The organism is Nocardia salmonicida NBRC 13393 (genome assembly GCF_001613085.1).
GTDB lineage: Bacteria > Actinomycetota > Actinomycetes > Mycobacteriales > Mycobacteriaceae > Nocardia > Nocardia salmonicida.
Window position 1 is genome coordinate 133,707 of the sequence record NZ_BDBR01000004.1, and the last position, 26,282, is coordinate 159,988.

General features: G+C 66.9%; 24 protein-coding genes. 11 read left to right on the forward strand and 13 right to left on the reverse strand.

Translation table 11 applies throughout. The annotated features are described in order from the left end of the window. Nucleotides 1–2: 2 nt before the first annotated feature. A complete protein-coding gene (locus NS1_RS04695; RefSeq protein ID WP_062981954.1) occupies nt 3–1,502 on the reverse strand; it encodes a CoA-acylating methylmalonate-semialdehyde dehydrogenase in 1,500 nt (499 codons plus the stop codon). A 189-nt stretch (nt 1,503–1,691) separates the two neighbouring features. On the opposite strand from NS1_RS04695, the gene NS1_RS04700 reads away from it, so the two are divergent. After that, on the forward strand, nt 1,692–2,840 hold the full coding sequence (locus NS1_RS04700) for an acyl-CoA dehydrogenase family protein (protein ID WP_062981956.1): 1,149 nt from the start codon (nt 1,692–1,694) through the stop codon (nt 2,838–2,840). Nucleotides 2,841–2,847: 7 nt separating this feature from the next. On the opposite strand, the gene NS1_RS04705 is transcribed toward NS1_RS04700, so the two are convergent. Next, nucleotides 2,848–3,465, reverse strand: coding sequence for a TetR/AcrR family transcriptional regulator (locus NS1_RS04705; protein WP_062981958.1), 618 nt, complete (start codon nt 3,463–3,465; stop codon nt 2,848–2,850). Between the two features lie 99 nt (nt 3,466–3,564). On the opposite strand from NS1_RS04705, the gene NS1_RS04710 reads away from it, so the two are divergent. Genes NS1_RS04710 through fadD11 form a run of 7 tightly spaced genes read left to right on the forward strand, consistent with a single transcriptional unit; the run spans nt 3,565 to nt 12,042 of the window. Continuing rightward, nucleotides 3,565–4,446, forward strand: coding sequence for a metal-dependent hydrolase (locus tag NS1_RS04710; RefSeq protein WP_062981960.1), 882 nt, complete (start codon nt 3,565–3,567; stop codon nt 4,444–4,446). Beyond that, nucleotides 4,443–5,474, forward strand: coding sequence for a PDR/VanB family oxidoreductase (locus tag NS1_RS04715; protein WP_062981962.1), 1,032 nt, complete (start codon nt 4,443–4,445; stop codon nt 5,472–5,474). The genes NS1_RS04710 and NS1_RS04715 overlap by 4 nt, the downstream gene beginning before the upstream one ends. 19 nt (nt 5,475–5,493) lie before the next feature. After that, nucleotides 5,494–6,966: an aldehyde dehydrogenase family protein gene (locus tag NS1_RS04720; RefSeq protein WP_062981964.1), complete on the forward strand. Its 1,473-nt coding sequence runs from the start codon at nt 5,494–5,496 to the stop codon at nt 6,964–6,966. Between the two features lie 3 nt (nt 6,967–6,969). Then, complete coding sequence (locus tag NS1_RS04725; protein ID WP_062981966.1) at nt 6,970–8,427, forward strand: flavin-containing monooxygenase; 1,458 nt, start codon at nt 6,970–6,972, stop codon at nt 8,425–8,427. Continuing rightward, on the forward strand, nt 8,427–9,299 hold the full coding sequence (locus NS1_RS04730) for a short-chain dehydrogenase/reductase (protein WP_062982324.1): 873 nt from the start codon (nt 8,427–8,429) through the stop codon (nt 9,297–9,299). Before NS1_RS04725 ends, NS1_RS04730 begins: the two co-directional genes overlap by 1 nt. Next, on the forward strand, nt 9,296–10,246 hold the full coding sequence (locus NS1_RS04735) for an alpha/beta hydrolase (protein WP_062981968.1): 951 nt from the start codon (nt 9,296–9,298) through the stop codon (nt 10,244–10,246). The genes NS1_RS04730 and NS1_RS04735 overlap by 4 nt, the downstream gene beginning before the upstream one ends. After that, the gene (gene fadD11, locus NS1_RS04740; RefSeq protein ID WP_062981971.1) at nt 10,243–12,042 is read left to right on the forward strand and encodes a fatty acid--CoA ligase FadD11; all 1,800 of its coding nucleotides are present in this window, start codon (nt 10,243–10,245) and stop codon (nt 12,040–12,042) included. The genes NS1_RS04735 and fadD11 overlap by 4 nt, the downstream gene beginning before the upstream one ends. A gap of 71 nt (nt 12,043–12,113) precedes the next feature. On the opposite strand, the gene NS1_RS04745 is transcribed toward fadD11, so the two are convergent. Continuing rightward, nucleotides 12,114–12,587: a MarR family winged helix-turn-helix transcriptional regulator gene (locus tag NS1_RS04745; protein ID WP_062981973.1), complete on the reverse strand. Its 474-nt coding sequence runs from the start codon at nt 12,585–12,587 to the stop codon at nt 12,114–12,116. A gap of 125 nt (nt 12,588–12,712) precedes the next feature. Between NS1_RS04745 and NS1_RS04750 the strand changes: the two genes are divergently transcribed. Beyond that, nucleotides 12,713–13,549, forward strand: coding sequence for an SDR family oxidoreductase (locus NS1_RS04750; RefSeq protein WP_062981975.1), 837 nt, complete (start codon nt 12,713–12,715; stop codon nt 13,547–13,549). Between the two features lie 66 nt (nt 13,550–13,615). Here NS1_RS04750 and NS1_RS04755 read toward each other — a convergent pair whose 3' ends face one another. Genes NS1_RS04755 through NS1_RS04765 form a run of 3 tightly spaced genes read right to left on the reverse strand, consistent with a single transcriptional unit; the run spans nt 13,616 to nt 16,684 of the window. Further along, a complete protein-coding gene (locus tag NS1_RS04755; protein ID WP_056820725.1) occupies nt 13,616–15,208 on the reverse strand; it encodes an MDR family MFS transporter in 1,593 nt (530 codons plus the stop codon). Next, nucleotides 15,205–15,846: a TetR/AcrR family transcriptional regulator gene (locus NS1_RS04760; protein ID WP_062981977.1), complete on the reverse strand. Its 642-nt coding sequence runs from the start codon at nt 15,844–15,846 to the stop codon at nt 15,205–15,207. Before NS1_RS04760 ends, NS1_RS04755 begins: the two co-directional genes overlap by 4 nt. A 43-nt stretch (nt 15,847–15,889) precedes the next feature. Beyond that, complete coding sequence (locus NS1_RS04765) at nt 15,890–16,684, reverse strand: helix-turn-helix domain-containing protein (RefSeq protein ID WP_062981979.1); 795 nt, start codon at nt 16,682–16,684, stop codon at nt 15,890–15,892. Nucleotides 16,685–16,803: 119 nt separating this feature from the next. On the opposite strand from NS1_RS04765, the gene NS1_RS04770 reads away from it, so the two are divergent. Next, complete coding sequence (locus NS1_RS04770) at nt 16,804–17,223, forward strand: SRPBCC family protein (RefSeq protein WP_062981981.1); 420 nt, start codon at nt 16,804–16,806, stop codon at nt 17,221–17,223. A 12-nt stretch (nt 17,224–17,235) separates the two neighbouring features. On the opposite strand, the gene NS1_RS04775 is transcribed toward NS1_RS04770, so the two are convergent. Continuing rightward, nucleotides 17,236–18,606 carry a hypothetical protein gene (locus tag NS1_RS04775; RefSeq protein ID WP_255284419.1) on the reverse strand — a complete coding sequence of 457 codons (1,371 nt, stop codon included), beginning with the start codon at nt 18,604–18,606 and terminating at the stop codon, nt 17,236–17,238. 81 nt (nt 18,607–18,687) lie between these two features. Then, entirely contained in the window at nt 18,688–21,054 is a 2,367-nt protein-coding gene (locus tag NS1_RS04780) for an arylsulfatase (RefSeq protein ID WP_062981983.1), read from the reverse strand. Nucleotides 21,055–21,378: 324 nt separating this feature from the next. Between NS1_RS04780 and NS1_RS04785 the strand changes: the two genes are divergently transcribed. Then, nucleotides 21,379–22,092, forward strand: coding sequence for a cutinase family protein (locus tag NS1_RS04785; RefSeq protein ID WP_062981985.1), 714 nt, complete (start codon nt 21,379–21,381; stop codon nt 22,090–22,092). A 27-nt stretch (nt 22,093–22,119) separates the two neighbouring features. On the opposite strand, the gene NS1_RS04790 is transcribed toward NS1_RS04785, so the two are convergent. Genes NS1_RS04790 through NS1_RS04810 form a run of 5 tightly spaced genes read right to left on the reverse strand, consistent with a single transcriptional unit; the run spans nt 22,120 to nt 26,281 of the window. After that, nucleotides 22,120–22,332, reverse strand: a complete 213-nt coding sequence (locus NS1_RS04790) for a hypothetical protein (protein ID WP_056820737.1) — start codon at nt 22,330–22,332, stop codon at nt 22,120–22,122. Nucleotides 22,333–22,335: 3 nt separating this feature from the next. Further along, entirely contained in the window at nt 22,336–23,514 is a 1,179-nt protein-coding gene (locus NS1_RS04795) for a glycerate kinase (RefSeq protein ID WP_062981987.1), read from the reverse strand. Nucleotides 23,515–23,529: 15 nt separating this feature from the next. Continuing rightward, a complete protein-coding gene (locus tag NS1_RS04800; protein ID WP_062982328.1) occupies nt 23,530–24,333 on the reverse strand; it encodes an ABC transporter ATP-binding protein in 804 nt (267 codons plus the stop codon). Nucleotides 24,334–24,350: 17 nt separating this feature from the next. Beyond that, nucleotides 24,351–25,391 (reverse strand): ABC transporter substrate-binding protein, encoded by a 1,041-nt coding sequence (locus tag NS1_RS04805; protein ID WP_174562622.1) that lies wholly within the window; start codon nt 25,389–25,391, stop codon nt 24,351–24,353. Nucleotides 25,392–25,408: 17 nt separating this feature from the next. Continuing rightward, nucleotides 25,409–26,281 (reverse strand): ABC transporter permease, encoded by an 873-nt coding sequence (locus NS1_RS04810; RefSeq protein ID WP_062981989.1) that lies wholly within the window; start codon nt 26,279–26,281, stop codon nt 25,409–25,411. Nucleotide 26,282 lies beyond the last annotated feature (1 nt).

Genomic DNA, 26,282 nt, shown 5'->3' on the forward strand with positions numbered 1-26,282 from the left:
CCTCAGTCCATCGTCGGAATCACGAACGCGTTGGACTCCTTGAGCCCGGCAGGCCAACGCTGGGTCACCGTCTTGGTCTTGGTGTAGAACCGGATCGAATCCGGGCCGTGCTGGTTGAGATCGCCGAAGCCCGAACCCTTCCAGCCACCGAAGGTGAAGTACGCGATCGGCACCGGGATCGGCACATTGACCCCGACCATGCCGACCTGCACGCGGGAAGAGAAATCACGGGCGGTGTCACCGTCGCGGGTGAAGATCGCGACGCCGTTGCCGTATTCGTGCTCGTCGACCAACCGCAGCGCCTCCTCGTAGTCGCCCGCGCGCACCACGGTCAGCACCGGACCGAAGATCTCTTCCTGGTAGATCCGCATATCGGCGGTGACGTTGTCGAACAGGCTCGCGCCCACGAAGAACCCGTCCTCGGCGCCGTCCACGGACAGTCCGCGGCCGTCGACCAGCAGCTGCGCGCCCTCGTCGACACCGATCTGGACGTAGTCGTTGACCCGGTTGACGCCATCGAGTCCGACCAGCGGACCGAAATCGGCGCCCGGGTCGTCGGAGCGGCCGACATTGAGCTTGTGCACGCGCTCGGTGAGCTTCGCGACCAGCCGGTCCGCGGTCTCGGGCCCCACCGGCACCGCCACCGACAGCGCCATGCAGCGCTCTCCCGCGGAGCCGTACGCCGCGCCGATGAGCTGATCGGCGACATCGTCGAGATCGGCATCGGGCATGACCACCGCGTGGTTCTTGGCCCCGCCGAAGCACTGCGCGCGCTTGCCGTTGGCGGTGGCGGTCTCGTAGATGTACTGGGCGATCGGGGTCGAGCCGACGAAGCCGACCGCCTTGATCCGACGATCGTGCAGGATCGCGTCGACGGCTTCCTTGCCACCGTTGACCACGTTGAACACACCCGGCGGCAGACCGGCCTCGAGGAACAGCTCGGCCAGGCGCAGCGGTACCGAGGGATCACGCTCGGAGGGCTTGAGCACGAAGGCGTTGCCGCAGGCCAGCGCCGGTCCGGCCTTCCACAACGGGATCATCGCCGGGAAGTTGAACGGCGTGATGCCCGCGACGACACCCAGCGGCTGCCGCATCGAGTACACGTCGATGCCGGTGCCGGCGCTGTCGCTGTACTCGCCCTTGAGCAGGTGCGGGATGCCGATGGCGAACTCGATGACCTCGAGGCCACGCTGGATGTCGCCCTTGGCGTCGGCGATGGTCTTGCCGTGCTCGGACGAGAGCAGCGCGGCCAGGCTGTCGATCTCGTCGTTGACCAGGGTCACGAACTTCATCAGCACCCTGGCGCGCTTCTGCGCGTTGAACGCCGCCCACACCGGCTGAGCCGCGGCCGCGTTGTCGATCACCGCGGTCACCTCGGCGGTGTTCGCCAGCGGAACCCTGGCCTGCACCTGCCCGAGATTCGGATCGAAGACGTCGCCGAAGGCGCCGGAAGTGCCGGTGACGTGCTTACCGCCGATGAAGTGCGTGAGTTCGCGAGCCATGCCAGTCCTAGTCGTTGAGGTCGGTGCGCGCCGCGCACAGTGGAAGGTTGTCCAATAGTTGGACGTCCAAGCAATTAGTACGATCGCAGGACCGTTGCCCCTTTGTCAACAGCGGATCCCACTATTGACATAACGCCAACAAGGTGTTCACTCTGGTGCACAGTCCATCGAAACGAGAAGAGGAACTCGATGAGCACCGTCGACACCGATACCGAGTCCGAACTACAGGGCCTGTCCGAGCTGGCCCGCGGCTTCTTCGTCAACACCGTCGCGCCCCACCGCGAGGAGTTCGCCGCGCAGGGATTTCCGAGCCGCGAGGTCTACCGCCAGGCCGGCGATCTCGGCCTGCTGTGCATGTCGATTCCCGAGGAATACGGTGGCGGCGGTGGCACTTTCGCGCACGAGGCGGTGCTGTTCACCGAGCAGGTCAAGGGCGGCGACTCCTCGATGCAGCTGGGGGTGCACACCGGCATCGTGCCGCACTACCTGCTGTCGTACGCCTCGCAGGAGAACAAGTTGCGCTGGCTGCCCAAGCTGGCCTCCGGCGAGTGGATCGGCGCCATCGCCATGACCGAGCCCGGTACCGGCTCGGACCTGCAGAACATCGCGACCAAGGCGGTGAAGGACGGCGACGACTACGTGATCAGCGGCGCCAAGACCTTCATCTCCAACGGCCGCAACTGCGATCTGCTGATCATCGCCGTCAAGACCGACCCCAGCCTGGGCGCCAAGGGCGTGTCCCTGGTGGTCGCCGAAGTCTCCGACGACACCCCTGGATTCGAGCGCGGCAGACTGCTGAAGAAGATCGGCCAGAAGGGCCAGGACACCACCGAACTGTTCTTCGACGGGCTACGGGTGCCGCAGGCGAACCTGCTCGGCACCGCCGAGGGCCAGGGCTTCATCCAGCTCATGCAGCAGTTGCCGCAGGAACGACTGATCTGCGGGGTCGCGGCCGCGGCCGCGATCGAGGCCGCGGTGGACGAGACCTTGGCTTATGTCAAGCAGCGCAACGCCTTCGGCAAGCCGCTGTTCGCCATGCAGAACACCCGCTTCGAGCTGGCCGACTGCGCGACGATCGCGACCGTCGTGCGTACCTTCGTCGACGACGCGGTGGCCAAGCACCTGCGCGGCGCGCTGGATGTGAAGACCGCCGCGATGATCAAGTACTGGACCACCGACCAGCAATCCCAGGTGATCGATCGGTGCGTCCAGCTGCACGGCGGCTACGGCTACATGGAGGAGTACCCGATCGCGCGCATGTGGGCCGACGGGCGCATCTCCCGCATCTACGCCGGCGCCAACGAGGTCATGAAGGACCTGATCGCCCGCTTCCTCTGACCTGTGTCTACGACCCGGGGACCAGAATCGGGAGCACGTAGGTGCGGGCGAACGACGCCAGGGCCTGCTCCGAGCCGGTATCGATGGTGCCGACCGGCTGCAGGATCAGCGAGTGCACCACCCGGCAGACCACTTCCACCCGGGCGCCGAGATCGGGGATATCGGGGAATCGATTGTCCGCGAGCACCTTTCGGATGATCTCGGTGGACGCGGCGACCGAGAGCAGGAAGAACGACGCGCCGTCGACGGTGAGTTGGGGCAGCAGGCGGTCGGCCTCCAGCGTCAGCAGCCGCTCGACCAGCGGGTGCGCCCGCCAACGTGTGATCACGGTGGTGAAAACGTCGACGACGATGTCGTCGAAGGTGTCGTGGCGTGCCGGGATCTCCCCCAGGTCGACGAGCAGCCTGCGCACCTCCCGCTCGAAGGCCGCGCTCACGACATCGTCGCGCGACCCGATGCGCCGGTAGACGGTGGCGCGGTCGACGTCGGCGGCCTTGGCGATGTCCTCGATCGTCGTTTTGCGCACGCCGACCCGCTCGAACTGCACGAGGGCGGCATCGAGAATTCGTTCTTCGACCGAGTCGGCGGTGGGCGAATTCCCCGAGGTCGCGGCGGTGGAGAGCACGCTTCGACGGTAGCAGGCGCGGCGGGGTACCGATCACAACCACAGACCGGATTCGTCTGCAACATTGCGATACTATTTGTTGCACTGTACGGTTCCGGTATGGCTGATAACAGTGCAACGGCGCGCTCCTATCAGGAAGAAGCGCACGCAATTCACGCGCGGGATGTGCATTTCGACTTCTCGTCGGTGCCCATGCACTACATCCCGGGCGAAGTACTCGCGACACATGTCACCAATGTGATGCATCTCGTACTTCCCGAAGGCGAACGAGCGATGGCGACCTGCCTCGCCGAGGCCCTGCCCTATATCGAGGACGAGCGGCTGCGGGAGGAGGTCACCGGGTTCATCGGCCAGGAATCGATGCACGCCAGCAGCCATGAAGGCGCGCGACGGCATCTGCAGTCGATCGGACTCGATGTCGAGTCCTTCGTCGCCAAGATCGGCTGGCTGGTCGACCGAGCCCTGGGCGACCAGGGACTCACCGGCCGCGCCAAGGAGGAATGGCTCAAGGAACGCCTCGGCCTGTTCGCCGGGATGGAGCACTTCACCGCCGTCATCGGCGAGTGGCTGCTGGAATCGGATGTGCTGGCCGAGCTCGGGATGGATCCGACCATGCTCGATCTGGTGCGCTGGCACGGCGCCGAAGAGGTCGAGCACCGCAGCGTGGTGTTCGACGCCTACATGCACGTCGACGGCGGCTACGCCCGGCGACTGCGCACCGGGCTGCTCGCCAGCGGCACCCTGCTGCCGCTGTTCATCATCTCGACCGCGTACCTGTATCGCCAGGATCCGAGCAAGGACAAGGGCCGTTCCTGGGCCAGGCAGTTCGTGAGCGCGACAGTGCGCGGAGTGATCCCGAGCTTCACGACCTTCGTCACCGAGATGCCACGCTACCTACGGCCGAGTTTCCATCCCTCCCAACTGGGTTCGATGGACAACGCCCTGCGGTACCTGGCGCATTCGCCGGCGGCGCGCGCGTGAACCCTTCCACCGCGGCCGCGACACCGAGCCTGCGGGTCATCGGTGCCGCCGTCGACGTCTACAAGAAGGTGTTCACCCAGCCCACGCTGTCACCGCCACGTCCGGTGCGACACAACGGCTTCGACCTCGACGTCCGGGTAGAAGCGGTACACGCCGAGGCCGCCGACGTGGTGAGCCTGACCCTGGCCGGCGTCGAAGGCGGGTCTCTGCCGTCGTGGCGGCCGGGTTCCCACATCGACGTCTTCCTCGCCTCGGGTCGCCAGCGCCAGTACTCCCTGTGCGGCGATCCGCGCGACCGTCACCGCTACCGCATCGCGGTGCGACGCCTGGACGACGGCGACGGTGGGTCGCGGGAGATGCACACCCTTCGCTCGGGTGATCGGCTGCGCATCCGCGGTCCGCGCAACGCGTTCACCTTCGTCGAGACCGCCCCGTCGTACCTGTTCATCGCCGGGGGTATCGGGATCACCCCGATCCTGCCGATGGCGCGCGCCGCCGGTGGTCGCGGACGGCTGGTCTACCTGGGCCGATCCCGGGCGACCATGCCGTTCCTCGGCGAGCTCCCCGCGGGCACCGACGTGCGCCCCGACGACGAGTTCGGCACACCCGACCTGCCCGCGCTGCTCGCCACCGCCGCTCGTGGCGCCGCGGTCTACGTGTGCGGACCTCCCCCGGTGCTCGACGCCGCCCAGCGCAGCCTGTTCGCGTTGAATCCGACCGCCTCGCTGCATACCGAACTGTTCTCGGCGCGGCCGGTGACCGACGGCGAGGAATTCGACGTCACCCTCGCCCGAAGCGGCGAGACCCTGCGCGTCGGCAGCACCGAGACCGCGCTCGACGCGATCCGCCGGGCCCGCCCCGACGTCGCCTACTCCTGCCGGCAGGGCTTCTGCGGCAGCTGCAAGACCAAGGTCGTCGCGGGCGAGATCGATCACCGCGACCGACTGCTCCCGGCGGGCGAGCGCGCCGACCAGATGCTCACCTGCGTGTCCCGTTCCGCCGGTGGCGCGCTCACGCTGGATCTCTGACCGCGAAAGGCATGGTCCCATGACCACCACCCTCACCTTCGACGTCCACAGTCCGGCGACCGGCGCCCTGGTCGGTTCCTATCCCAGCCACGACGAGAGCGCCGTCGAGGCGGCCGTCGACCGGGCCCGCGGTGCCGCGACCTGGTGGCGGGCAGCGGGTTTCGACGAGCGCGCCCGTCGCCTCGATCGCTGGCGAACCGAGATCACCCGCGGCCGTGACGAACTGGCCCGCATCATGAGCCAGGAGATGGGCAAGCCGCACGCCGATGCCGCGCTCGAGATCGTGATGGCGCTCGAACACCTGAAATGGGCCGCGCACAACGCGAAAGACGTGCTCGGCTCGCGTTCGGTCGCACCCAGTCTGTTGACCGTCAACCAGGCCTGCCGGGTCGAATACCGCCCCTTCGGCGTGGTCGGGGTGATCGGCCCGTGGAACTACCCGGTGTTCACCCCGCTCGGCTCGATCTCGTTCGCCCTGGCCGCCGGCAACGCGGTCGTGTTCAAGCCCAGCGAATACACCCCGGGGGTCGGCATCTGGCTCGCCGAGGCCTTCGCCCGCGCCGTCCCCGAACAGCCTGTCCTGCAGGTGATCACCGGCGGCGGTGAGACCGGCGCGGCGCTGTGCCGCAGCCGAGTCGGCAAGATCGGGTTCACCGGTTCCACCGAGACCGGCAAGCGCGTGATGGCCGCCTGCGCGCAACGGCTCACCCCGGTACTCATGGAATGCGGCGGCAAGGACGCACTCGTCGTCGACGCCGACGCCGACCTCGGCGCCGCGGCCGACGCGGCACTGTGGGGCGGCATGTCCAATGCCGGGCAGACCTGCCTCGGGGTGGAACGGATCTACGTCCACACCGATGTCTACGACGCGTTCCTCACCGAATTGCTCGACCGCGCGGCCGACCTGCGCGCCGGGACGGGCGCGGCGAAGATCGGTCCGATCACCATGCCCAAGCAGCTCGCGGTGATCCGGCGCCATATCGAGGACGCCCTCGCGCGCGGCGGCCGGGCACTGCTCGGCGGGCCCGACGCCATCGACGGCCAGTTCGTGCAGCCGACCATCCTGGTCGACGTGCCGCACGACAGCACGGCGGTCACCGAGGAGACCTTCGGCCCGACGCTGGTCGTGACCCGGGTCGCGTCCATGGACGAGGCGATCGAGCTGGTCAACGATTCCGAATACGGACTCGGCGCCACCGTGTTCGCCCAGCGCGACGGCGACGCGATCGCCGACCGCATCGAGGCGGGCGCCACCTCGATCAACGCGTTCGTCGCGCACGCCACCATCCCCGCGCTGCCGCTGGGCGGGGTCGGCGCCTCCGGCTTCGGCCGCGTGCACGGCCCCGACGGCCTGCGCGAGTTCACCTACGCCAAAGCGACTACCCGGCAACGGTTCTCCTCGCCGCTGGCGCTCACGACGTTCACCCGCAGCACCCGGATCGACACCGTCGTCGATCGCCTGGTGTCGGTGCTGCACGGAAGGATCGGCTGACCCATGCCCACAGAACACACGCACATCGTCGTGCTCGGCGCCGGATTCGGCGGAATCGGGCTGACGATCAAGCTGCGCGAAGCGGGGTTCGACGACATCGTCGTGCTCGAACGCGCCGATGACCTCGGCGGCACCTGGCAGGCGAACACCTACCCCGGCTGTGCGTGCGATGTCCCCTCCCAGCTCTACAGCTACTCCTTCGCGCCCAACGCGGACTGGTCGCGCACCTACGGCAAGCAGCCCGAGATCCTCGACTACCTGCGCTCGGTCGCCCAGGACAACGACGTGATCCGGCACGTGCGCCTCGGCACCGAACTGCTGGACGCGCGCTGGGACGACGAGCAGTCGGTGTGGCGGATCGAGACCTCGCGTGGCGAGCTCACCGCGGACTACTTCCTCTCCGCGGCGGGCATTTTCGCCGAGGCTAAGTACCCGTCGCTGCCCGGCATCGAGAACTTCGAGGGCACGGCCTTCCACTCCCTGCACTGGGATCACGGCCACGATCTGACCGGCAAGCGGGTCGCGGTGATCGGTACCGGCGCCTCCGCGGTCCAGTTCGTGCCGGAGATCCAGCCGAAGGTCGACGCGCTGACGGTGTTCCAGCGATCGGCGCCGTGGATCGTGCCGCGGATGGACCGGGCCACCATCGGCCTGGAACGTCGACTGTTGCGGCAGATCCCGTTGGCGCAGAAAGCCGTTCGCGGTACCTGGTATTCGTTGATCGAGGGATTCGGCCTGGTCGGGTTCGTCGACAACCGGTTCCGTCATCCCTTCGAGCTGCTCGGCCGAATCCAGTTGCGGCGTCAGATCCGCGACCCGGAACTGCGCGCCAAGGTGACGCCGGACTACATGATCGGCTGTAAGCGGGCGATCTTCTCCGACGCCTATCTCCCCGCCCTCGACAAGGACAATGTCGCGGTGGTGACCGACGGCATCGCCGAGGTGCGCGCGCATTCCATCATTACCCGCGCCGGGGACGAGATCCCCGTGGACACCATCATCTACGGCACCGGATTCACCACCACGCCCAGCGTTTTCGACCGCATCGTCGGCCACGACGGGCGCTCGATCGCGCAGGTCTTCCAGCAGCGGCCGCAGACCTATCTGGGCGCCGCGGTGGCCGGATTCCCCAATTTCTTCTGCACGCTCGGTCCGTTCGGTGCGGCGGGCAACCAATCGGCGGTCTTCATGATCGAGTCGCAGATCGCCTACATCGTCGACGCGCTGAGCACGCTGCGCGCCCGCGGCGAGACCAGGGTCGAGGTCCGTCCGCAGGTGCAGCGCGATTTCGTGGAGGAGATGGGCAAACGCAGCGCCGACACCGTCTGGCTCACCGGCGGCTGCGAGAGCTACTACACCACCGCCGAAGGCGGCAACGCCGGGCTCTATCCGAACTGGAGTTTCGAATACCGCCGCCGCACCCGTCGATTCGACATCGAGTCCTACGAGGTGTCGGCATGATGCGCCTGCCCGATCTCGCGCCGTCCAGCTGGTTCGCGCCCTCCTATGACGTGACGGGCAAGGTCGTCCTGATCACCGGTGCGGCTCAGGGTATCGGCCGAGAGCTGGCCGCGATCCTGTCCCGCCGTGGTGCGCGGGTCGTCGTGGTCGACATCGATGCGGTCGCGGCCCGCCGCGCCGCCGACGAGTTGGGGCTGGACGCCCACGGCATCGGCGCCGACGTCGCCGACCGGGCACAGATGTCAGCGGCGGTCGACGAGGTGGTGCGGCTGTTCGGCACCCTCGACGTGGTCGTCGCCAACGCGGGCGTGACTCCCGTGCCCGCCACCGTGCGCACGATGGACCCCGCGGACTTCGACCGGGTGATCGGGATCAACCTCACCGGCGTGTTCAACACCGTGCATCCGGCGCTGGACCACATCGTGTCCGCGCGCGGACACGTCGTGGTCGTGTCCTCGTGCGCGGCCTTCGCGCCGGGGATGGGCGGGTCGCCGTACATGGTGAGCAAGGCCGCGGTCGAGCAGTTGGGACGGGCACTGCGCGTGGAACTCGCCGCGAGCGGGGCCAGTGCGGGCGTGGCCTACTTCGGCATCGTCGACACCGCGATGACCCACGACATGCTCGATTCCGACGATCTGGGCAAAGAGCTCGACGGGATGCTGCCGTGGCCGCTCAATGTGCGGATCACCGCCGAGTACGCGGCCCGCACGATCGCCGACGGTATCGGCCGCCGGGCGCCGCGCACCATCGCGCCCAGCGGGTGGGAGCCCTACGCCCTGCTGCGTGGGGCGATCAATGTCGTCCTCGACCACCGGCTCGCTGCCGACACCACGGTGCACGAGCTGATCCGGGCGATCGAGCGTCGTCGATGAGCGCCGAACGCGGCTCGCTGCGGGCTCGCACGCTTCGGCAGATGTCGGCGTTCACCGTGGGACAGTTGGCCGCGCTCGCGCCGGTGAACGCCTACACGCTGCCAGCGTCGCGGCTGCTCATCGAGCAGGCCATGCGGGCGGGCGCGCCGCCGTTGCGCGCGACGACCACCGAGCGCGTGGACACCGACGGGATCCGCGGCGAGTGGGTGCGTGGGCCGCGAGCCGACCGCACCGACGCGGTCGTCCTCTACGTCCACGGTGGTGGGTTCGTCGCGGGCTCGGCCCTCGGGTATCGCGGCGTCGCGTCCCGATTGTCCACCGCGACAAAGCTTCCGGTGTTCACCCTGGACTACCGGCTCGCCCCCGAGCACCCCTACCCCGCCGCGCCGTCCGATGTCGCCGCGGCGTTCCAGTGGCTGACCCGGCGTTACAGCGCCGACCGGATCGTCGTCGCCGGAGATTCGGCCGGCGGCTTCCTCGCGGCTCACCTGACCGTCGAGAACGCCCGCGCGGGGCGGCCCGAACCGGGTGCGCTGGTGTTGTTCTCCCCGATGGTCGACCTGAGTCTGGCCATCGCGGTCGACCACGAGAAGCACGAGCACCGCGACGGTCTACTGTCCACCCAGATCGCCAGGCAGGCGATCGCCGCCTTCACCGCCGAACCGTTCGAGCTACAGCCCGTCCACGGAATGCGGTTGCCGCCCACCCTGATCCACGCCAGCGACACCGAGTATTTCGGCGCCGACGCGACCGAACTGGCGCGGCGCTGGCGGGCCACCGGGGCGCACTGCGAGCTGCAGGTGTGGCCGGATCAGATGCATGCGTTCCAGACGCTCCCCGCCGTCGTCCCCGAGTCAAGGACGGCCTATCGCGCGGCGGCCCGTTTCGTCGCCGCCCATCTCGACACCGCCCCCGCGGTCATGACCCAGAAAGTTCCTGCCTCGTGAGCATTTCCCGTTTCGATACCCTGCCCGCAGCGTTCCAGCACACCGCGTCGCGCTATCCCGACGCGGTCGCTCTGCGCACCCCCGGTGATACCAAGACCATCACCTGGGGCGAGTACGCGGCCCAGGTTCGCGCGGTCGCCGCCGGGCTGGCCGGTCTCGGGGTGCGCCGCGGCGACACCGTCGCGTTGATGATGAGCAACCGGGTGGAGTTCTATCCCCTCGAGGTCGGCGCACAGCATCTGGGCGCCACCTCGTTCTCGGTGTACAACACCCTCTCCCCCGACCAGCTCGCCTATGTCCTCGGCAATGCCGCGGCGCGCGTGGTGATCTGCGAGCCGCAGTACGCCAAGCTGATCGCCTCCTCCGGTGTCGACCTCGACCACATCGTGTGCGTGGACGAGGCGCCCGAGGGCACCCTGTCGGTGGCCGAACTGCTGGCGGCGGGCCGTGACGATTTCGATTTCGACGCCGCCTGGCGTGCGGTGCGCGGCGACGATGTCGCGACGCTGATCTACACCTCGGGCACCACCGGCGCGCCCAAGGGTGTCGAGACCACCCATGCCGCACTGCTGTTCCAGGTGTACGGCATCGCCGAGATCCTCGGCATCGAATTCGGTGACACCATTACCTCGTTCATGCCCACCGCACACATCGCCGACCGCCTGACCGGGCTCTACGTCCAGGAGGTGCTCGGCACCCAGGTGACCAGCGTCGGCGACCCCAAGCTGATCGCCGCCGCTCTCGCCGACCTGCATCCGACGATCTGGGGCGCGGTGCCGCGGGTGTGGGAAAAGCTCAAGGCCGCCATCGAATTCAAGGTCGCGGCCGAACCCGACGAGACCCGCCGCCAAGCCATGACCTGGGCGCTGTCGGTCGCCGCGGCCCGCAGCGCCCATCAACTGGCGGACGAACCGGTGCCCGCCGAGCTCGCCGCCGAATGGGCGCGCGCCGACGAACTGGTACTGAGCAAGCTGCGCGCGACCCTCGGTCTGGACCGGGTGCGGTGGGCCATGTCGGGCGCGGCCCCGATCCCACCCCAGACGCTGGCCTTCTTCGCCGGACTCGGCATTCCGATCGCCGAGATCTGGGGCATGTCGGAGCTGTCGTGTATCTGCAGCGTCAGCCATCCCCGCGACGCCAAGCTCGGTGCGGTCGGAAAGCTGTTGCCCGGCATGGAATCACGGCTGTCCGACGACGGTGAACTGCACGTGCGCGGACCGCTGGTGATGAAGGGCTACCGCGGGCTGCCCACGCAGACCGCCGAGGCGATCGATGCCGCGGGCTGGCTGCACACCGGTGACATCGTCAGCATCGATGACGAGGGCTACCTCCGGGTCGTCGACCGCAAGAAAGAGATGATCATCAACGCGGCGGGCAAGAACATGTCTCCCACCAATATCGAGAACGCGATCAAGGCCGCCACCCCACTGATCGGCGCCATGGCCGTCCTCGGCGACGGCAGGTCCTACAACACCGCGTTGATCGTGCTCGACGCCGAATCCGTCGAGCCCTACGCGCGCGAACACGGGCTGCCCGATGCCTCCGCCGCCGCGCTGGCTGTCGACGCCACGGTGCTCGCCGCGATCGAAGCCGGTGTGGCAGCGGGAAACAGCAAGCTCTCGCGCGTCGAGCAGGTCAAGCGCTTCCGCATTCTGCCCACGTTCTGGGAGGCGGGCGGCGACGAGGTCACGCTCACCTTGAAGCTCAAGCGCAAGGTGATCGCCGAGAAGTACACCGCGCAGATCGACGAGCTCTACGCCGAGCACCCGTCCGCCGACATCGTCAACGTCGGGTAGTCGGCAACCTCAGCCGAAAAGCCGACAGCCCCAGCCGATTCCGGCTGGGGGCTGTCGGCGTCTGGCGGATGTCAGCGTTGCCGGACGGCGTCGTAGGCCAGCGGCAGCGCATCGCCGGAATTCAGCGCCAGCAACGCTCGGTGCAGGTTGGTGCGCTCATCGGGATCGAGGCCGTCGAGCAGGTCGTTGTTCAGCGTGCCGACCAGCTCGTCGGCCTGCTCGACCGTGCGCTTCCCCTCCTCGGTGATCTCGATGAGAAACCGTCGGCGGTCGCGGTGATCGCGAATCCTGGCGGCGAGCCCGGCTGCCTCCAGGTGGTCGATCGCGGCGACCATCGTGGTCGAGTCGATGCGCAAGCGCGTGCCCAGTTCGAGCTGCGAGCTGGCCTTGTCGCCGGCCAGCACCTTCAAGATCATGAAGTGCCTCGTCCGCAGCCCCAGCGTGGCGAGCCGATCCTCGCTGACTCGGAACATCACCTGTCCGAGCTTGATCAGCAGGCAGGTGGTGTGGTCGGCGACCATATCCGGGAGCAACGGTTCGGTCACTGGTGGAAACCTCGATTTCTGGACTGGACAGCAGACCGATAGTAGTCGGGACGAGCCCCTGCCTCGGCCACCACAGCCGATAATCGCGACAAGTAATAGTTCGTACTACTGATAGTCTGCCTCGCATGGAGTCAGAATTCATCCAGAAGATCGACCTGACCGACAAGGTCGTCGTCGTCGCGGGCGGGACCAGCGGCATCAATCTCGGTGTGGCCGAGGACTTCGCGCGAGCGGGCGCTCGGGTCGCGGTGCTCAGTCGCTCCGCGGACAAGGTCGACGCGGCCGTCGAACGGCTGCGCGCGCTCGGCGCAGAGGCGATCGGCGGGAGCGCCGATGTCCGCGATTACAGCGCGACCGAAGCGGTCCTGGAATCGGTGCATCAGCAGTTCGGCGACTTCGACGTGATGATCTCCGGCGCGGCGGGCAACTTCCCCGCCGCCGCCCTCGGCATGTCCGCCAACGGGTTCAAGTCGGTGGTCGACATCGACCTGCTCGGCACGTTCAACGTTCTGCGCGCGAGCTACCCCTTCCTGCGCAAGCCGGGCGCCTCGGTCATCAACATCTCGGCACCGCAGTCGGAGTTGCCGACGATCACCCAGGCGCACGTATGTGCCGCCAAGGCAGGCGTCGACATGCTCACCAAGGTCCTGGCGCTGGAATGGGGTCCGCACGGAGTCCGCGTCAACGGCGTGATCCCCGGCCCGATCGACGGAACCGAGGGTATGGCCCGCCTGGCGCCGACCGAGCAGGATCGGGCCCTGGTCACCGACAGCGTCCCGCTGCGCCGCTACGGCACCCCCCGCGACGTCGCCAACGTCTGCCGATTCCTCGCCTCTCCGCTCGCCGACTTCATCTCCGGCGTCGTGCTGCCCGCCGACGGCGGCTGGGTGCTCGGTGGCGCATCGCAAGCGATGGGCGTCATCGGGCAGCCGCTCCTCGATGCCGCACATCAGGGTTCCTGATCACCGACCTCACCCACGAAAAGCGCCCGTCACACCAGGTGGTGTGGCGGGCGCTTTTCGGCTTGCTCAGCCCTCTTTGACCAGTTCCGGCTCCGGCTCTTCCATCACCGCTTCACCGCGCGCGACCATGCCCGCCTCGTCGGACAGGGTCAGGTGTGGGATGAACAATGCGAGTCCGAAGGCGAGCACCGCGCCGGGGATCAGGTACCAGAATCCGGGGACCAGCGCGTCGACGTAGGCGCCGACGATCGCGTCGTGGAGCTTGTCCGGCAGGTTCTTGACCACCGAGGGGATCAGCGCGCTCGGGTCGATTTTCGCCGCCATCGCCTCCTGCCAGTTCGCCTGGAACGCGCCGGTGAGATTCTCGGTCAGCCTGCTGGTGAAGATGGAGCCGAAGATCGCGATGCCCAGTGCGCCACCCATCTCGCGGAAGTAGTTGTTCGCGCTGGTCGCAGTGCCGATCTGGTCGGGCGCCACCGCGTTCTGCACCACGAGCACGATGATCTGCATGATCAGGCCCAGGCCCGCGCCCATGACGAACAGCATGGCCGAGACCAGCCACATCGAGGTGTTGGCGTCCAGACGCGTCAGCCACAGCATGTCGATCGCGATGAGCGCGGCGCCGATCGGCGGATACACCCGGTAGCGACCGGTTTTGGTGATCGCGTTCATCGAGGTGATCAGCGTGAGCATCATGCCGATCATCATCGGGATCAGCAACAGGCCCGACACCGAGGCGGAGGTACCGCTGGCCATCTGCAGGTAGGTCGGGATGAAGCCGATCGCCGCGAACATCACCAGACCGACAAGGAAACCGATCAGCGAGGTCAGCACGAAGGTCCGATTGCGGAACAGCCACAGCGGCAGCATCGGCTCCGCGGCCCTCGACTCGACGAACACGAAGGCCCCAACCACCACGACGAAGGCGGCGATCATCGACACCATCACCGTCGAGCCCCAGTCGTACTGCTTGCCGCCCCAGTCGGTGATCAGGATCAGCAAGGTGGTCGCGCTCGACATGAGCACGATGCCGAGGTAGTCGGGCCGGGACTTGGGCCGATGGCTGGGGATGTTCAGGTAGCGGAAGGCGATGAACAGCGCGGCCAAGCCGATCGGCACATTGATCCAGAAGCACCATCGCCAGTCGAGGTGGTCGGCGAACAGACCACCGAGCAGCGGTCCGGCGACCGAGGTGATACCGAAAACCGCACCCATCGGAGCCATGTACTTGCCGCGATCCTTGGCGGGCACCACATCGGCGATGATGGCCTGCGCCAGGATCATCAGACCACCGCCGCCGACGCCCTGCAGGCCGCGGAAGGCGATGAATTCCCAGAACCCGGTCGACGCGGCGGCGCCGATGGACGCGGCGGTGAACACGGCGATCGCGAACAAGAACAGCCAGCGCCTGCCGAACATGTCGCCGAGTTTTCCGTAGATCGGCATCACGATGGTGGTGGCGAGCAGATACGAGGTAGCGGTCCAGGCCATGTGGGAGACCCCACCGAGTTCGCCGACGATCGTCGGCATCGCGGTGCCGACGATCATCTGATCGAGGCTGGCCAGGAACATGCCCGCGATCAGAGCGGAGAAGATCAGCCAGATCCGCTTCTGCGTCAGGACGATCGGGGTGGGCGGCGAGTCGGCCGTCGTGGTCATCGGAGCGTCTCCCTTGTGCTGTCGTCCGGCCGATCGAACAGCCGGGCGGCCATGGCGCAGTGCTCGTGCAGCGCTGCCGCCAGCGACCCGTTCGGGTCCGCGGCCAGCGACATCGCCGCCCGCGTGGTGATGGTGGTCATGATTCCCGCTGTGAGCGAGGCGAATTCGGGTGCGATGTCGGCCCCGAGCCTGGCCGAGAGGAGTTCGGCCGTGGCGGCCTCCATCCGAGCGCCGGAGGCGATGAACGCGGCGAGCACCCTCGGCTCGGCCATCACCAGCTTGGTGATCAGCGAGATACCCTCGCGCACTTCGTCTTCCGGCTGAAAGCCCGCAGCGTGCAGCCAGGTGAGGTCTTCGATGAGCACACCGGTCGGACCGCCTGCGACGAATTGGCGCCTGGCTTCGGGCGTGCCGATCTCCTCGATCGGGCCGACCACCGCGTCGAGTTTGGTGTCGTAGTAGTTGAAGAAGGTGCGCGAGGAGACACCCACCGACTTGGCGATGTCGTCGACGTTCGTCGCATCCAGCCCGTGCTCGACCGCCAACCGCCGTGCGGCCAGGCACAGATCGAGCAGAGTCCGTTGCTTCTTCTGTTCGCGCAGCCCGATCGAGGCCTGTTTGGCCGGCTCCTGAGTCACGTCAATAAATTAGCACAAACTGCAATATTTCAGAAACTGCAAATCATTGCCCGCTAAGTCCGGCCGCTTGCCGAGTCAGTAGCCGGCGCAGCGCGACCGGGGTGTGGCCGAGGTGCTCGCGGACAGTTCGGGTCAGGTGGGGTTGGTCCGCGAAACCGAGGTCGGCGGCGAGATCGGCGAGGCCGGTGTCGCCGTGGGTGAGCCGATCGAGGGCCTGGCCGACGCGTACCCGGTTGCGGTAGTGGGTCAGTGAGACACCCATGTGGTGGGAGAACACCCGGCTCAGCCGGTACGGCGAGACCATCAGCAGTCCGGCCAGCGACCGCAACCCAGCGGCTTCGGGCGCACCGGCGAGGATCGCGTGGCGCGCGGCGGCGACCATCGCCTGGTCGGCAGGCCGGGGACGCGGGGCCGACCGGCCGGTGGCGACAGCGACGAGCCGGAGCAGTTCCTCGGTCAGCGCGTAATCGATATCGCCGAGGGTGGCGGCACCGAGCAACCTGCGATGGGCCAGCTCGACACGCGCGTCGATGTACACCGCTCGGGCGGCCGTCGGTCCCTCCCAGAACTCGGGCGCGATGCTCACCGAGGTGCAGACGTCCCCACCTGCCGGATGGGCGAACCGTTCTTCCTCCCCGGGTGCGCCCAGGTAACCGAAAGTCGGATCCAGGTCTGCCTCGACCCCGTCGGCTCGACGCCGGAATCTACCGCGCCGCACGAGAACGAGGCGGTGCTCCCCGCAAGCCTCCGGCACCGACCATCGGGTGTGGTCGGCGTGGCAGGTCACCGTGGTCACGGTGAAATCCGGCCGGGCGGCAAGGGGTACGGCGCACAGCATGGGCTGACCGTACGCCGAGGCTACGACACATCGACCCCGCAAAGATCTTCAAGACCGGGGACCGGTCGGGACTGAATGCTGAGTGGGCACGAACCCCGCGGCCTGACCTGGAGGACACCATGGCATCTGTTCACCGAGAATTTCTCGTCGACGCCGCACCGGACGAGGTCTGGGATGTACTGCGCGACTTCGGCGCTGTCCATCAACGACTCGCTCCGGGCTTCGTCACCGATACCCGGCTCGACGCCGACACCCGCACAGTCACCTTCGCCGACGGGACCGTCGTCGCCGAACGGCTCGTCGACCTCGATCCGGTGAGCAGGCGTGTCGCCTACACCGTGGTCGGCGGGAGTCTGCACCCCTCGCATCACCATGCTTGGATGCAGGCCGTACCGGAGGCCGACGGCAAGACGCGATTCATCTGGCACACCGATGTTCTTCCCGAAGCGCTCGCCGCACCGATCGCCGAATCCGTCGAGCACGGAGCCACGGTGATCCGTTCGGCATTGGAGGCGGGGGCGATGAAGCCGATCTCGTGACGTCGGTGGTGCTCACTCGTTGCGGGTGAGCACCACCGACGCATCCGGTGTGTCGTGTTCCACCAGCGCCGGTCGAGCGATCAACTCCACCACCACCAGGGCCGCTACCGCGACCAGCACGGTCACCACCACGACCACGCCCGACGGGTACGGCCAGAACACCAGGGTTGCCACCGCGATCACGATGATGATCACCCGCAGCGGAACCCGGAACCGCGCGACCGCGGACTCGACCGGATACGGTGCCCGACCGTTCTTCGGCACACGCAGCGCGTCGAGTGCCTTTGCACCCGCGCCACGGACCGCGACCGCCGATCCCGACGATCCGGTGAGATAACCGACGACAGCGACCACCACCGCCAGCACGAAAACCGCCCGCAGCATGGTGCGCAGCGGGACCAGCATCGTGTCGATCAACACCGCGGCACTCTGCGGGGACAGAGCCTCCGCCGGGATGGCCCCCATATACAGCGACCGGCCGAGAGCGATCGCCACGGCCAGCAGTGCCATCGCCACCGCGATACTGACTCCCACCAGCGAAATGGCCCGTCGGCGTGCGCCTTTCGGTGACACCCACACCGCGGCCGCGGCAACCAACAGCACCAACCAGGGCAGTACCGAGGAGGCCTTGTCCAACGCTGAGGTCGCCCGCTGTGCCGTAGCGAGTTCGGACGATTCGAACAGCACGAACGACTTGTCGATCGTGGGGATCTCGTTCGCGAACGCGAACCCGCGATCGATCAACGCGGCGCGGACCCGGTCGATGATCGGGGCCAGCGAGATGCTGACCACGCCCTCGTCACTGATCTCGACGCCGGGTCGGGTATCCCCGGTCAACACCGCGACCACCCGCTGATGCGCCTTCCGATTGGCCTCGATCCACAGGGCTTCGAATCGGTCGGAGGCCACGAACGATTCCACCGTCCGGTGCACCAACGTCTCGGCCTGATCGGCGATCACCGGCGCCAGCCCGACCACGGCGGGCGGCACCCGAGGAGCCTCTTCGGCGATCGACCGCAGTGCGTCGGCGGTGACGGCCTCGACGTCGAGGCGGGTCACGATCTCCTTGGTGATCCGATCGGTGAGTTCGCCCTGCAGCACCGGATTCGATCCCAGCGACGCCATCTTCTGGACATAACGGTCGGAATCGAGGACCTCGTTGTGGGTGTAGCGGGCCAGGACCGCGAAAAAAGACAGGACGACGACCAGCACCAGCAGGATCGCCGCACCCGTCCACCGCAACTTCCGGTGGCCGGACGCTTGTGTGCGGCCCGCGGCCGAGGTTTCGTTGCCGAGTAGCTCCGCACGCTCCCGCCGCAGACGCTCGAGTTCCTCGCGCTCGGAAGCGTTCAGAGGTTCATCAGCTCCGGATGAGGCATTCACGATGCTCCTTCGATGTGGCGTCCCGTCCACGGACGAATCCCCACTGTGCGAAAGGTGAGAGCGAAAGGTGAGATCAGTGGACTACTGCCGCGAAATCGCGACCCGGGAGATATCAGCGGGATCGATGAGGTGGGAATGGTCGTCGTCGCCGACGTCGATCTGGACGACATCGATTCGGCCGGTGAACTTGCTGGCACCGGCATAGGCGGCACTGACGGGCATCCCGTAGTCCTCGCCGATATCGGTGGTCTCGTCCGCGGAGAAAATCATCGGCTGAGTCTGCTCGATTCGGCCGTTCCCGACCGGAACGCCGTCATGGAACAAAGTCAGGTCACCACCTTTCGCCAGCCCACCTCCGTCGTAGGCGAACTCGGCGCGAACTTGATGGGCCCCGGGGGTGACGGGTTCGGTTGCGACAGTGGTGAACTCGGTCATGCCGAGTAGGTTGTAGACGAACGCCGCATGTCCGTCTGTGAAATACAGCGCCCAACCACCGAATCGGCCACCTTGGGCGATGATCACACCGCTGGTGACACCCTCTCGGGGTATTTCGATCGAGGCGGTGACGCTGAAGGACCTGTTCTTGATATTGATGACGCTGTGCTCGCTGAGTCGCTTCATCCCAGGGAACAGCACCTGCGTGGTGCCTTTGATCAGCTCCGGGCGTCCGGCGATGGTCGGATTCAGCCGTTCGAACCGACGGTCGTCGATGGGTAGGACGTTGTATTTGACGGCCTCGATCAACCACAATCGCTGGAGGTAGGCGAGCTTCTCCGGGTCTTGTTCAGCGAGGTCCCTGGCCTGAGTCCAGTCGACGTTCCCGTCGTAGAGTTCCCAGACGTCGTCGTCGAGAGCCGGGAGTTCTTCGTCGGGGAGCCACGGTGTGCTGTGTCGAGTGACCGCGCTCCAACCCTGGAAGTAGATGCCCCGGTTACCGGCCATTTCGAAATACTGCAGGTCGTGCCGTTCCGGGGCGTCGGGGTCATCGAAGCTGTAGTTCATGCTGACGCCCTCGATCGGCGATTGCTGAACGCCCATGACGAACATCGGCTCAGGAATCCGCGCCGCTTCGAGAATCGTGGGCGCCACGTCGATGACATGGGTGAACTGAGAGCGGATCTCACCTTTGCCGGTGATCCCGTCGGGCCAGTGCACGATGGTGCCGTTACGGGTGCCGCCCCAGTGTGAGGCGACTTGTTTGGTCCATTGGAAGGGCGTGCACATCGCCCACGCCCAACCCACTGAATAGTGGTTGTAGGCATCGGCCCCGCCGAGTTTGTCCTTGACCTCGGCCATGAACTCCGGAGTTTCGATAGCGGCCAGCCCGTTGAAGTTGGCCATTTCGTTGAAGGCACCGTTGACAGTGCCTTCTGCCGAAGCACCGTTGTCGCCGATGATGTAGTAGATCAGCGTGTTGTCGAGGGCACCGACGGATTCCACCGCATCGATGACACGGCCGATGTGAAAGTCGGTGTGCTCGAGGAATCCAGCGTAGACCTCCATCTGCCGTTCCAGGACGGGCTTGAGCTCGTCGCTCATCTCCGCCCACGACGGGATCACGTCTGGTCGGGGCGTCAACTCGGCATCAGCCGGAACCACCCCGAGTTCCTTTTGCCGGGCGATGATCGCTTCGCGCTGGGCATCCCAGCCGTCGGCGAACTTGCCGACATATTTATCGGCCCATTCGGCGGGGACATGGTGAGGCGCGTGGGTGGCGCCCGGGGCGAAGTAGACGAAGAACGGCTTCTCCGGCGCCAGCGCCTTCTGGGTACGTATCCAGTCGATGGCGCGATCGGCGAGGTCTTCGGTGAGGTGGTAGCCCTCTTCTGGCGTCCCGGGCGGTTCGACCGGGGTGACTCCCTCATAGAGGGCCGGGTAGTACTGGTTGTTCTCGCCACCGATGAATCCGTAGAAGTGCTCGAAGCCACCACCGCCGGTGGGCCACGAGTCGAAGGGGCCGACCGGTGAGGTCTGCCATGGCGGTACCTCGTGGCACTTGCCGAACTGGGCAGTCGAGTAGCCGTTGAGTTTCAACGTCATCGGCAGCGCGGCCTTGGTATTCGGTCGCAGACCCGAGGAACCGGGTGCCGCGGTCGCGGTCTCGGTGATCATGCCCATGCCGACCGAATGATGGTTGCGGCCACTGAGCAGCGCCGCGCGGGTCGGGGCACACAGCGCTGTGGTGTGGAAGCGGTTGTAGGTCAAGCCACCGTTCTGCAGGCGTTCGGCCGTCGGTGTCGCCGCCGGCCCGCCGAACGCGCTGCTGGCACCGTACCCGACATCGTCGAGCAGGATCACCAGCACATTCGGTGCACCTTCCGGCGGCAGCAGGGTCTCGATCGGCGGAAAGGACGTCTGGGGATCTTTGGCGTCATAAGTCACCAAACCCAGGTGCTGGCGATCGGGTACAGGTAGGTTCTCTCGACCCGCTCTCAGTTCTTCCGCCATGGTCGGCTCCTGGTTCTGCTCGGTAGATTCGGGGGTACTCCACTCCAGCTGCGATGCCGAGGACCTTCGGTGAGCGCCGAACCGCCGTGCCGACAAACCTCGTGGAGTGCGACCAGTCCTTGACCCCAGCGATGCTCGTTTCGAGTCTCAACCGGCACTAACCCGAAGTCCTCACCCCTTTGGGATGAGATCCCCGAGGGGTTGATAGTGACGCCCGCTACCGATCACCCGATACGGAAAGCTCGACGCCGTCGGCGAAACCGTGTCCTGTCCGAACAGTTCGAAACCACTGAATGCGGCCTGTGGGCGCAATACAGTGGCCGGGTGCGTGGACAATTTCGAATTCTGCTGTGTTCGACCGCAGCAGTCACCGCAGCACTAGCGCTGCCTACCCTCCCGACTGCGGCAGCCGAGCCGGCCCCCCAGCCCGACGGCTGCGCGGAGGTCCGGGTCGTCACCGTGCGGGGCACCCTCGAACCGCAGTTCGGCAGCCTGCTGCTCACTCCGCTGGGCGGGCGGATCGCCCAGGAATCCGGCCGCCGCGCCACAGTGACCGAACTCGAGTATCCGGCCTCGATGGCCCCCGACAGCGCCGTGCGCGGTGTCGGGAATCTGACCGCGCTGCTGAACCAGACCGCCGCCGCGTGCCCTGACCAGCGGCTCGTCCTTCTCGGCTACTCGCAAGGCGCGCGCGTTATCGGCAACTCCCTCGCCGCGCGAACCGCGTTGACAGACCAGGCGGCCGAACGAATCGACGCCATCGCCCTGTTCGGCAGCCCACTGTTCAACGGCGCAGAGCCCTATAACCGTGGCAACTTCGATCCCGCCCTGTCCGGGACCGGTGCGCTGCGCGGAGGCGCGCTCACCGAATTCGCCGACCGCCTGCGCGACTTCTGCAATGCCGGTGACCGCGTATGCCAGGGCGGCGACCCGGCCGCCGGGTTCGGAAACGCCGCGAGCTACGGCCATGTCGCGTACTTCCTCAACGACACCCGCGACCAAGCCGCGGCATTCGTCGTCGGACAGCTCGGCGGATAGCCCGGCCGCGCCGTCACCGAGTCCGGGTTATCGGTTCAGGCACACCATGACGAGCAACGGACCATACCGATTCTCGGCACTGCCCGCCGCGACCAACAGGCCGCCGACCGGGCTGCAGAGCACGTCCAGACTCGACGAGCCGCTGTCTGCCACCGGCTGCTGGGCATGCGCGGAGCTCGCGCCGACGGCGGATGCGAGCAGGAAGAGAGCGAGGGCGGACGACGCCGCGAGCTTGTTCATGGCTCAACCGTGCCGTGCATCCTCGCGCCGCGCACGCCCCGAATTGCTGGGGCGCACAACGGGAACCGCCGACACAGCTGTGGCGCAGCCGATCTGGCGGCCGATCCGGGTCAGCAGCTGTCGAGTCAGTTCGGGGTCACCGGCGGTATCCCTGATGGTGTAGTCACCGAGGGAATAGATGCCGGCGAATCCCGCCGCGTCCCATCGATCCGGGGACAACGTGCTCCGACCCGCTACGGCGACCACCGGAACAGGGTGGGCGCGCCGGGCCAGAACCGCAGGCAGTTTGCCGTTCGCTGTCTGCTCGTCGATACTTCCCTCCCCGGTGATCACCAGGTCGAAACCGGGCAGGTGCCGATCGAACTCGAACAACTCGAGGAAGAACTCGGCACCGGACACGATCCTGCCGCCGAGCAAGAGCGCGGCGAAACCGATCCCGCCCGCGCTGCCCGCCCCGGCGGCGGCCGCGACAGCCGTCGCGTCCGGGTAGCCACTCCGGCCGAACGCTCGGACGAGATTCGTCAGAGCGGTGTCGAGGAACGCCACTTCGGCGTCGGTCGCCCCCTTCTGCGGCCCGTATACGGCCGCCGCACCGTCCGGTCCCAGCAAGGGATTGGTGACATCACTGGCGATCACGATGTCGACCCCGGTCAGCCTCACCGCCCGGGAGCAGTCGACGGTGTGGACGCGGGCCGCATTCCGACCGCACGCGCGCAGTTGCCGACCGTTGGCATCGGCGAAGGTGAAGCCGAGTGCGGCGAGCAGTCCCATTCCACCGTCGGTACTGGCACTGCCACCGAGGGCCAGTACCAGCCGCCGCGGCCGAAACCGCAGAGCTTGCGAGATGGCCTGTCCCATCCCGAGACTGCTCGCATCCAACGGCAGCAGGCGACCGCTCGGCAGGGTTGCGAAGCCGCAGGTACTGGCGACCTCGACCACAGCGGTGCCGCCGGCGACCGCGATCCGCCCGTACCTCGGGGTACCAGCGGCCCCGGCCACCGTCACCGGATGAGCAGCGAAACCGGCCGCTACCGCGGCGTCGACGCTCCCGTCACCGCCGTCGGCCAGCGGCATTCGATGACTGTCGACGCCCGCCGACGCCAAGCCCTCCGCCAACCTGTCGGCCACCTCCGCGGCGGTCAGGCTTCCTTTGAATTTGTCCGGGGCAACCAGAACCCTCACGCGAATGACTTCCTATCAGTCCGCTTGTGCCACCGAGCCGAGCAGATCCCGGACCCGGTTGGCGACCGTGATGAATTCCGGCGTCTCCATCGTCGTGGCGTAATCCCGGTGCGCGGGCAGGTCGACGTCGAGCAATTCGATGATCCGGCCCGGGCGCGGACTCATCACCACCACGCGGTTGGCGAGGTACACGGCCTCGGCCACCGAATGGGTGACCAACAGAACCGTGGTGCCCGTTTCCCGCCAGATCCGATGCAGCTCGACGTTCATCCGTTCCCTGGTGAGCGCGTCGAGTGCGCCGAACGGCTCGTCCATCAGCAGCACTTCCGGTTCGTGCAGCAGAGCCCGGCACAGCGAAACCCGTTGCTGCATACCGCCGGAGAGTTCGTGCGGTAGGGCGTTCTCGAACCCGCTGAGTCCGGTCATCTCGATCAGACGCGCGCATTCGGCCTCGGCGGCTCGCTTGTTCATGCCCCGCATCTCGGCTTGGAGCAGGATGTTCTTGCGGACGGTCCGCCATTCCAGCAGTGCGGCTCGCTGGAAGACGTAGCCGATATTGCGCTGCGGCCCGCGCACGGGGGCGCCGCGGAGTTCGACGCTGCCCCCGCTCGCTTCGGTGAGACCGGCAACGACTTTCAGCAGCGTCGATTTGCCGCAGCCCGACGGGCCGACGATCGACACGAATTCGCCGGGGCGGACCTGGAGATCCACATTGTGCAGGGCGGTGACCTCGCCGCGTTTGGACGCGAACCGCACGGTCAGGTCATCGACCGCGACTGCGGTATCGGTGGGGGCGATGGTATCGGTGGATGTGCTCATATCGTCACCTGTTCCGGTCACGGCTTGCTGGTCGGCGTGAATTTCGAGTCCCAGTACTTGGCCGGGTCCTCGGCTTTGTCGAGGAGCTTCGCCTGGCTGAGAACATCGACAGTGGCGCGCCAATTCGCTTCGACATTGGTTCCCGGCGCCTTTCCGGCGGTTTCCGAAGTGCTCAGCAGCGGGATGGTCTGCTGCCACTGCTGCAGCAGTACCTGCTGCGGCGGCAGTTGCGGATCCTTGCCTTCCATCGCGGCGACGGCGGCCTCAGGCTTCGCGACCGCGGCCGCGAAAGCCTCACTCGTCGCGTCCACCATGGCCTGTACCAGCTTGGGCGAGGACTCGATGGTGGCCTGGTTGGCGATCAGGCCGTTGCTGAAGAAGTTCAGCCCCTGGTCCGAATACCGAAGGTAGCGAACCTCTTTGCCGCTCTTGTTCGCGATGGTGGGGCCCTGGTCGTGCGCGAAGCCGATCAGCCCGTCGACGCGACCCGAGAGCATCGCCGACATCTTGCCCGCCGAGTCGAGGCTCTGCTGGGTCACCTGATCAGCCGGGACGCCCGCCTTGTCCAGATAGACCGGGAAGGTGGTGGTCGGCGCATCGCCCGCGGAGACGGCGATGGTCTTGCCCGCCAGATCGGCCGGTGTCCGAATATTCGAATCGGCGAACACCTGCACCGCCGACGGCGTGGTCTGCAGGAAGACGCCGACGCTCTTGATCTTGACGCCCTTGTCGATATTGCTGAGGACGGCCGGGGTATCGGCCCAGCCGAAATCGGTCTGCTTGGAACCGGTGGCCTGCGCGGTCTTGGTCGAGCCCTGCCCGGCCGAGATCTTCAGGTCGATGCCGTGCTTGGCGAAGATGCCTTCTTGCACCCCGTAATAGAACGGGGCGTGCTCGCCGTAGGGGTACCAGTTGAGCATCAGCGACACCGCGGTGGTCTTCCCGTCGGTCCCGGGATCCTTGGCCTCGTTGCCGCCGCCTCCGCAGCCGGTCAATACCACCATCGAGGCCACCGCGGCGGCGCCGATCATCGTGAGTGTGCGAGTTCGGAATTTCATGCGAGTTCTCCAGTTGCTCATGCGCCACCGACGACCGAGGCCGTGGATCGACGGGAGGCGTGCCATGGGATGAGGAACTGCTCGGCGATTTCGATGATCGCGAACAGGATGATGCCCAGCATGGACATGATGATCAGGGCGGCGAACAGCATCGCCGTGTCGATATTTCCGTTGGCTTGCAGGATCACGTAGCCGAGTCCCTCGTTGGCGCCGACGAATTCGCCGACAACGGCGCCGGTGACCGCGAGGGTGGCGGCGATCTTGAGCCCGGACATCAGTTGCGGCAGCGATGCGGGAAAGCGCACCTTCACGAAGGTCTTCCAATTGCTCGCGCCCATGGTGGAGGTGAGTTCGAGGATTTCCGGATCCACCGAGCGAAGCCCGGCCATGCCGGAGATGACGATCGGGAAGAACGCCATCAGCACGGCCACCAGGATCTTGGGGCTGGTGCCGAAGCCGAGCCAGACGATGAACAGCGGTGCGATCGCGATTTTCGGGATCACCTGCGCGAAGAGGATGAGCGGATACATCGTTCGCTCGATGCCGCGCGAGTAGATCATCACCAAGGCGACGGCTTCGCCGATCAGCGCGGCGATGACGAAACCGACCACGGTCTCGTAGGTGGTGACCCAGGTGTTCTCGAGCAGGTAGGTCGAGTTGTCGACGGTGGTGCGCCAGGTATCCGCCGGCGACGGCAGGATGTAGGGCTCGACGAGCTCGAATTTCGTGACGGCCCACCATGCGGCGATGAGCGCTACCACCAGCGCGAGCGGCCGCCACACGGTCGACCACAGAGTGGCGAGGGATGGGAGCTTTCGGCGCCGAGTGCGGACGGGTTGCGTCGCTTTCGGCGCGGAGGAACTGGCCTCGACGGACGTGATTACCGCCATC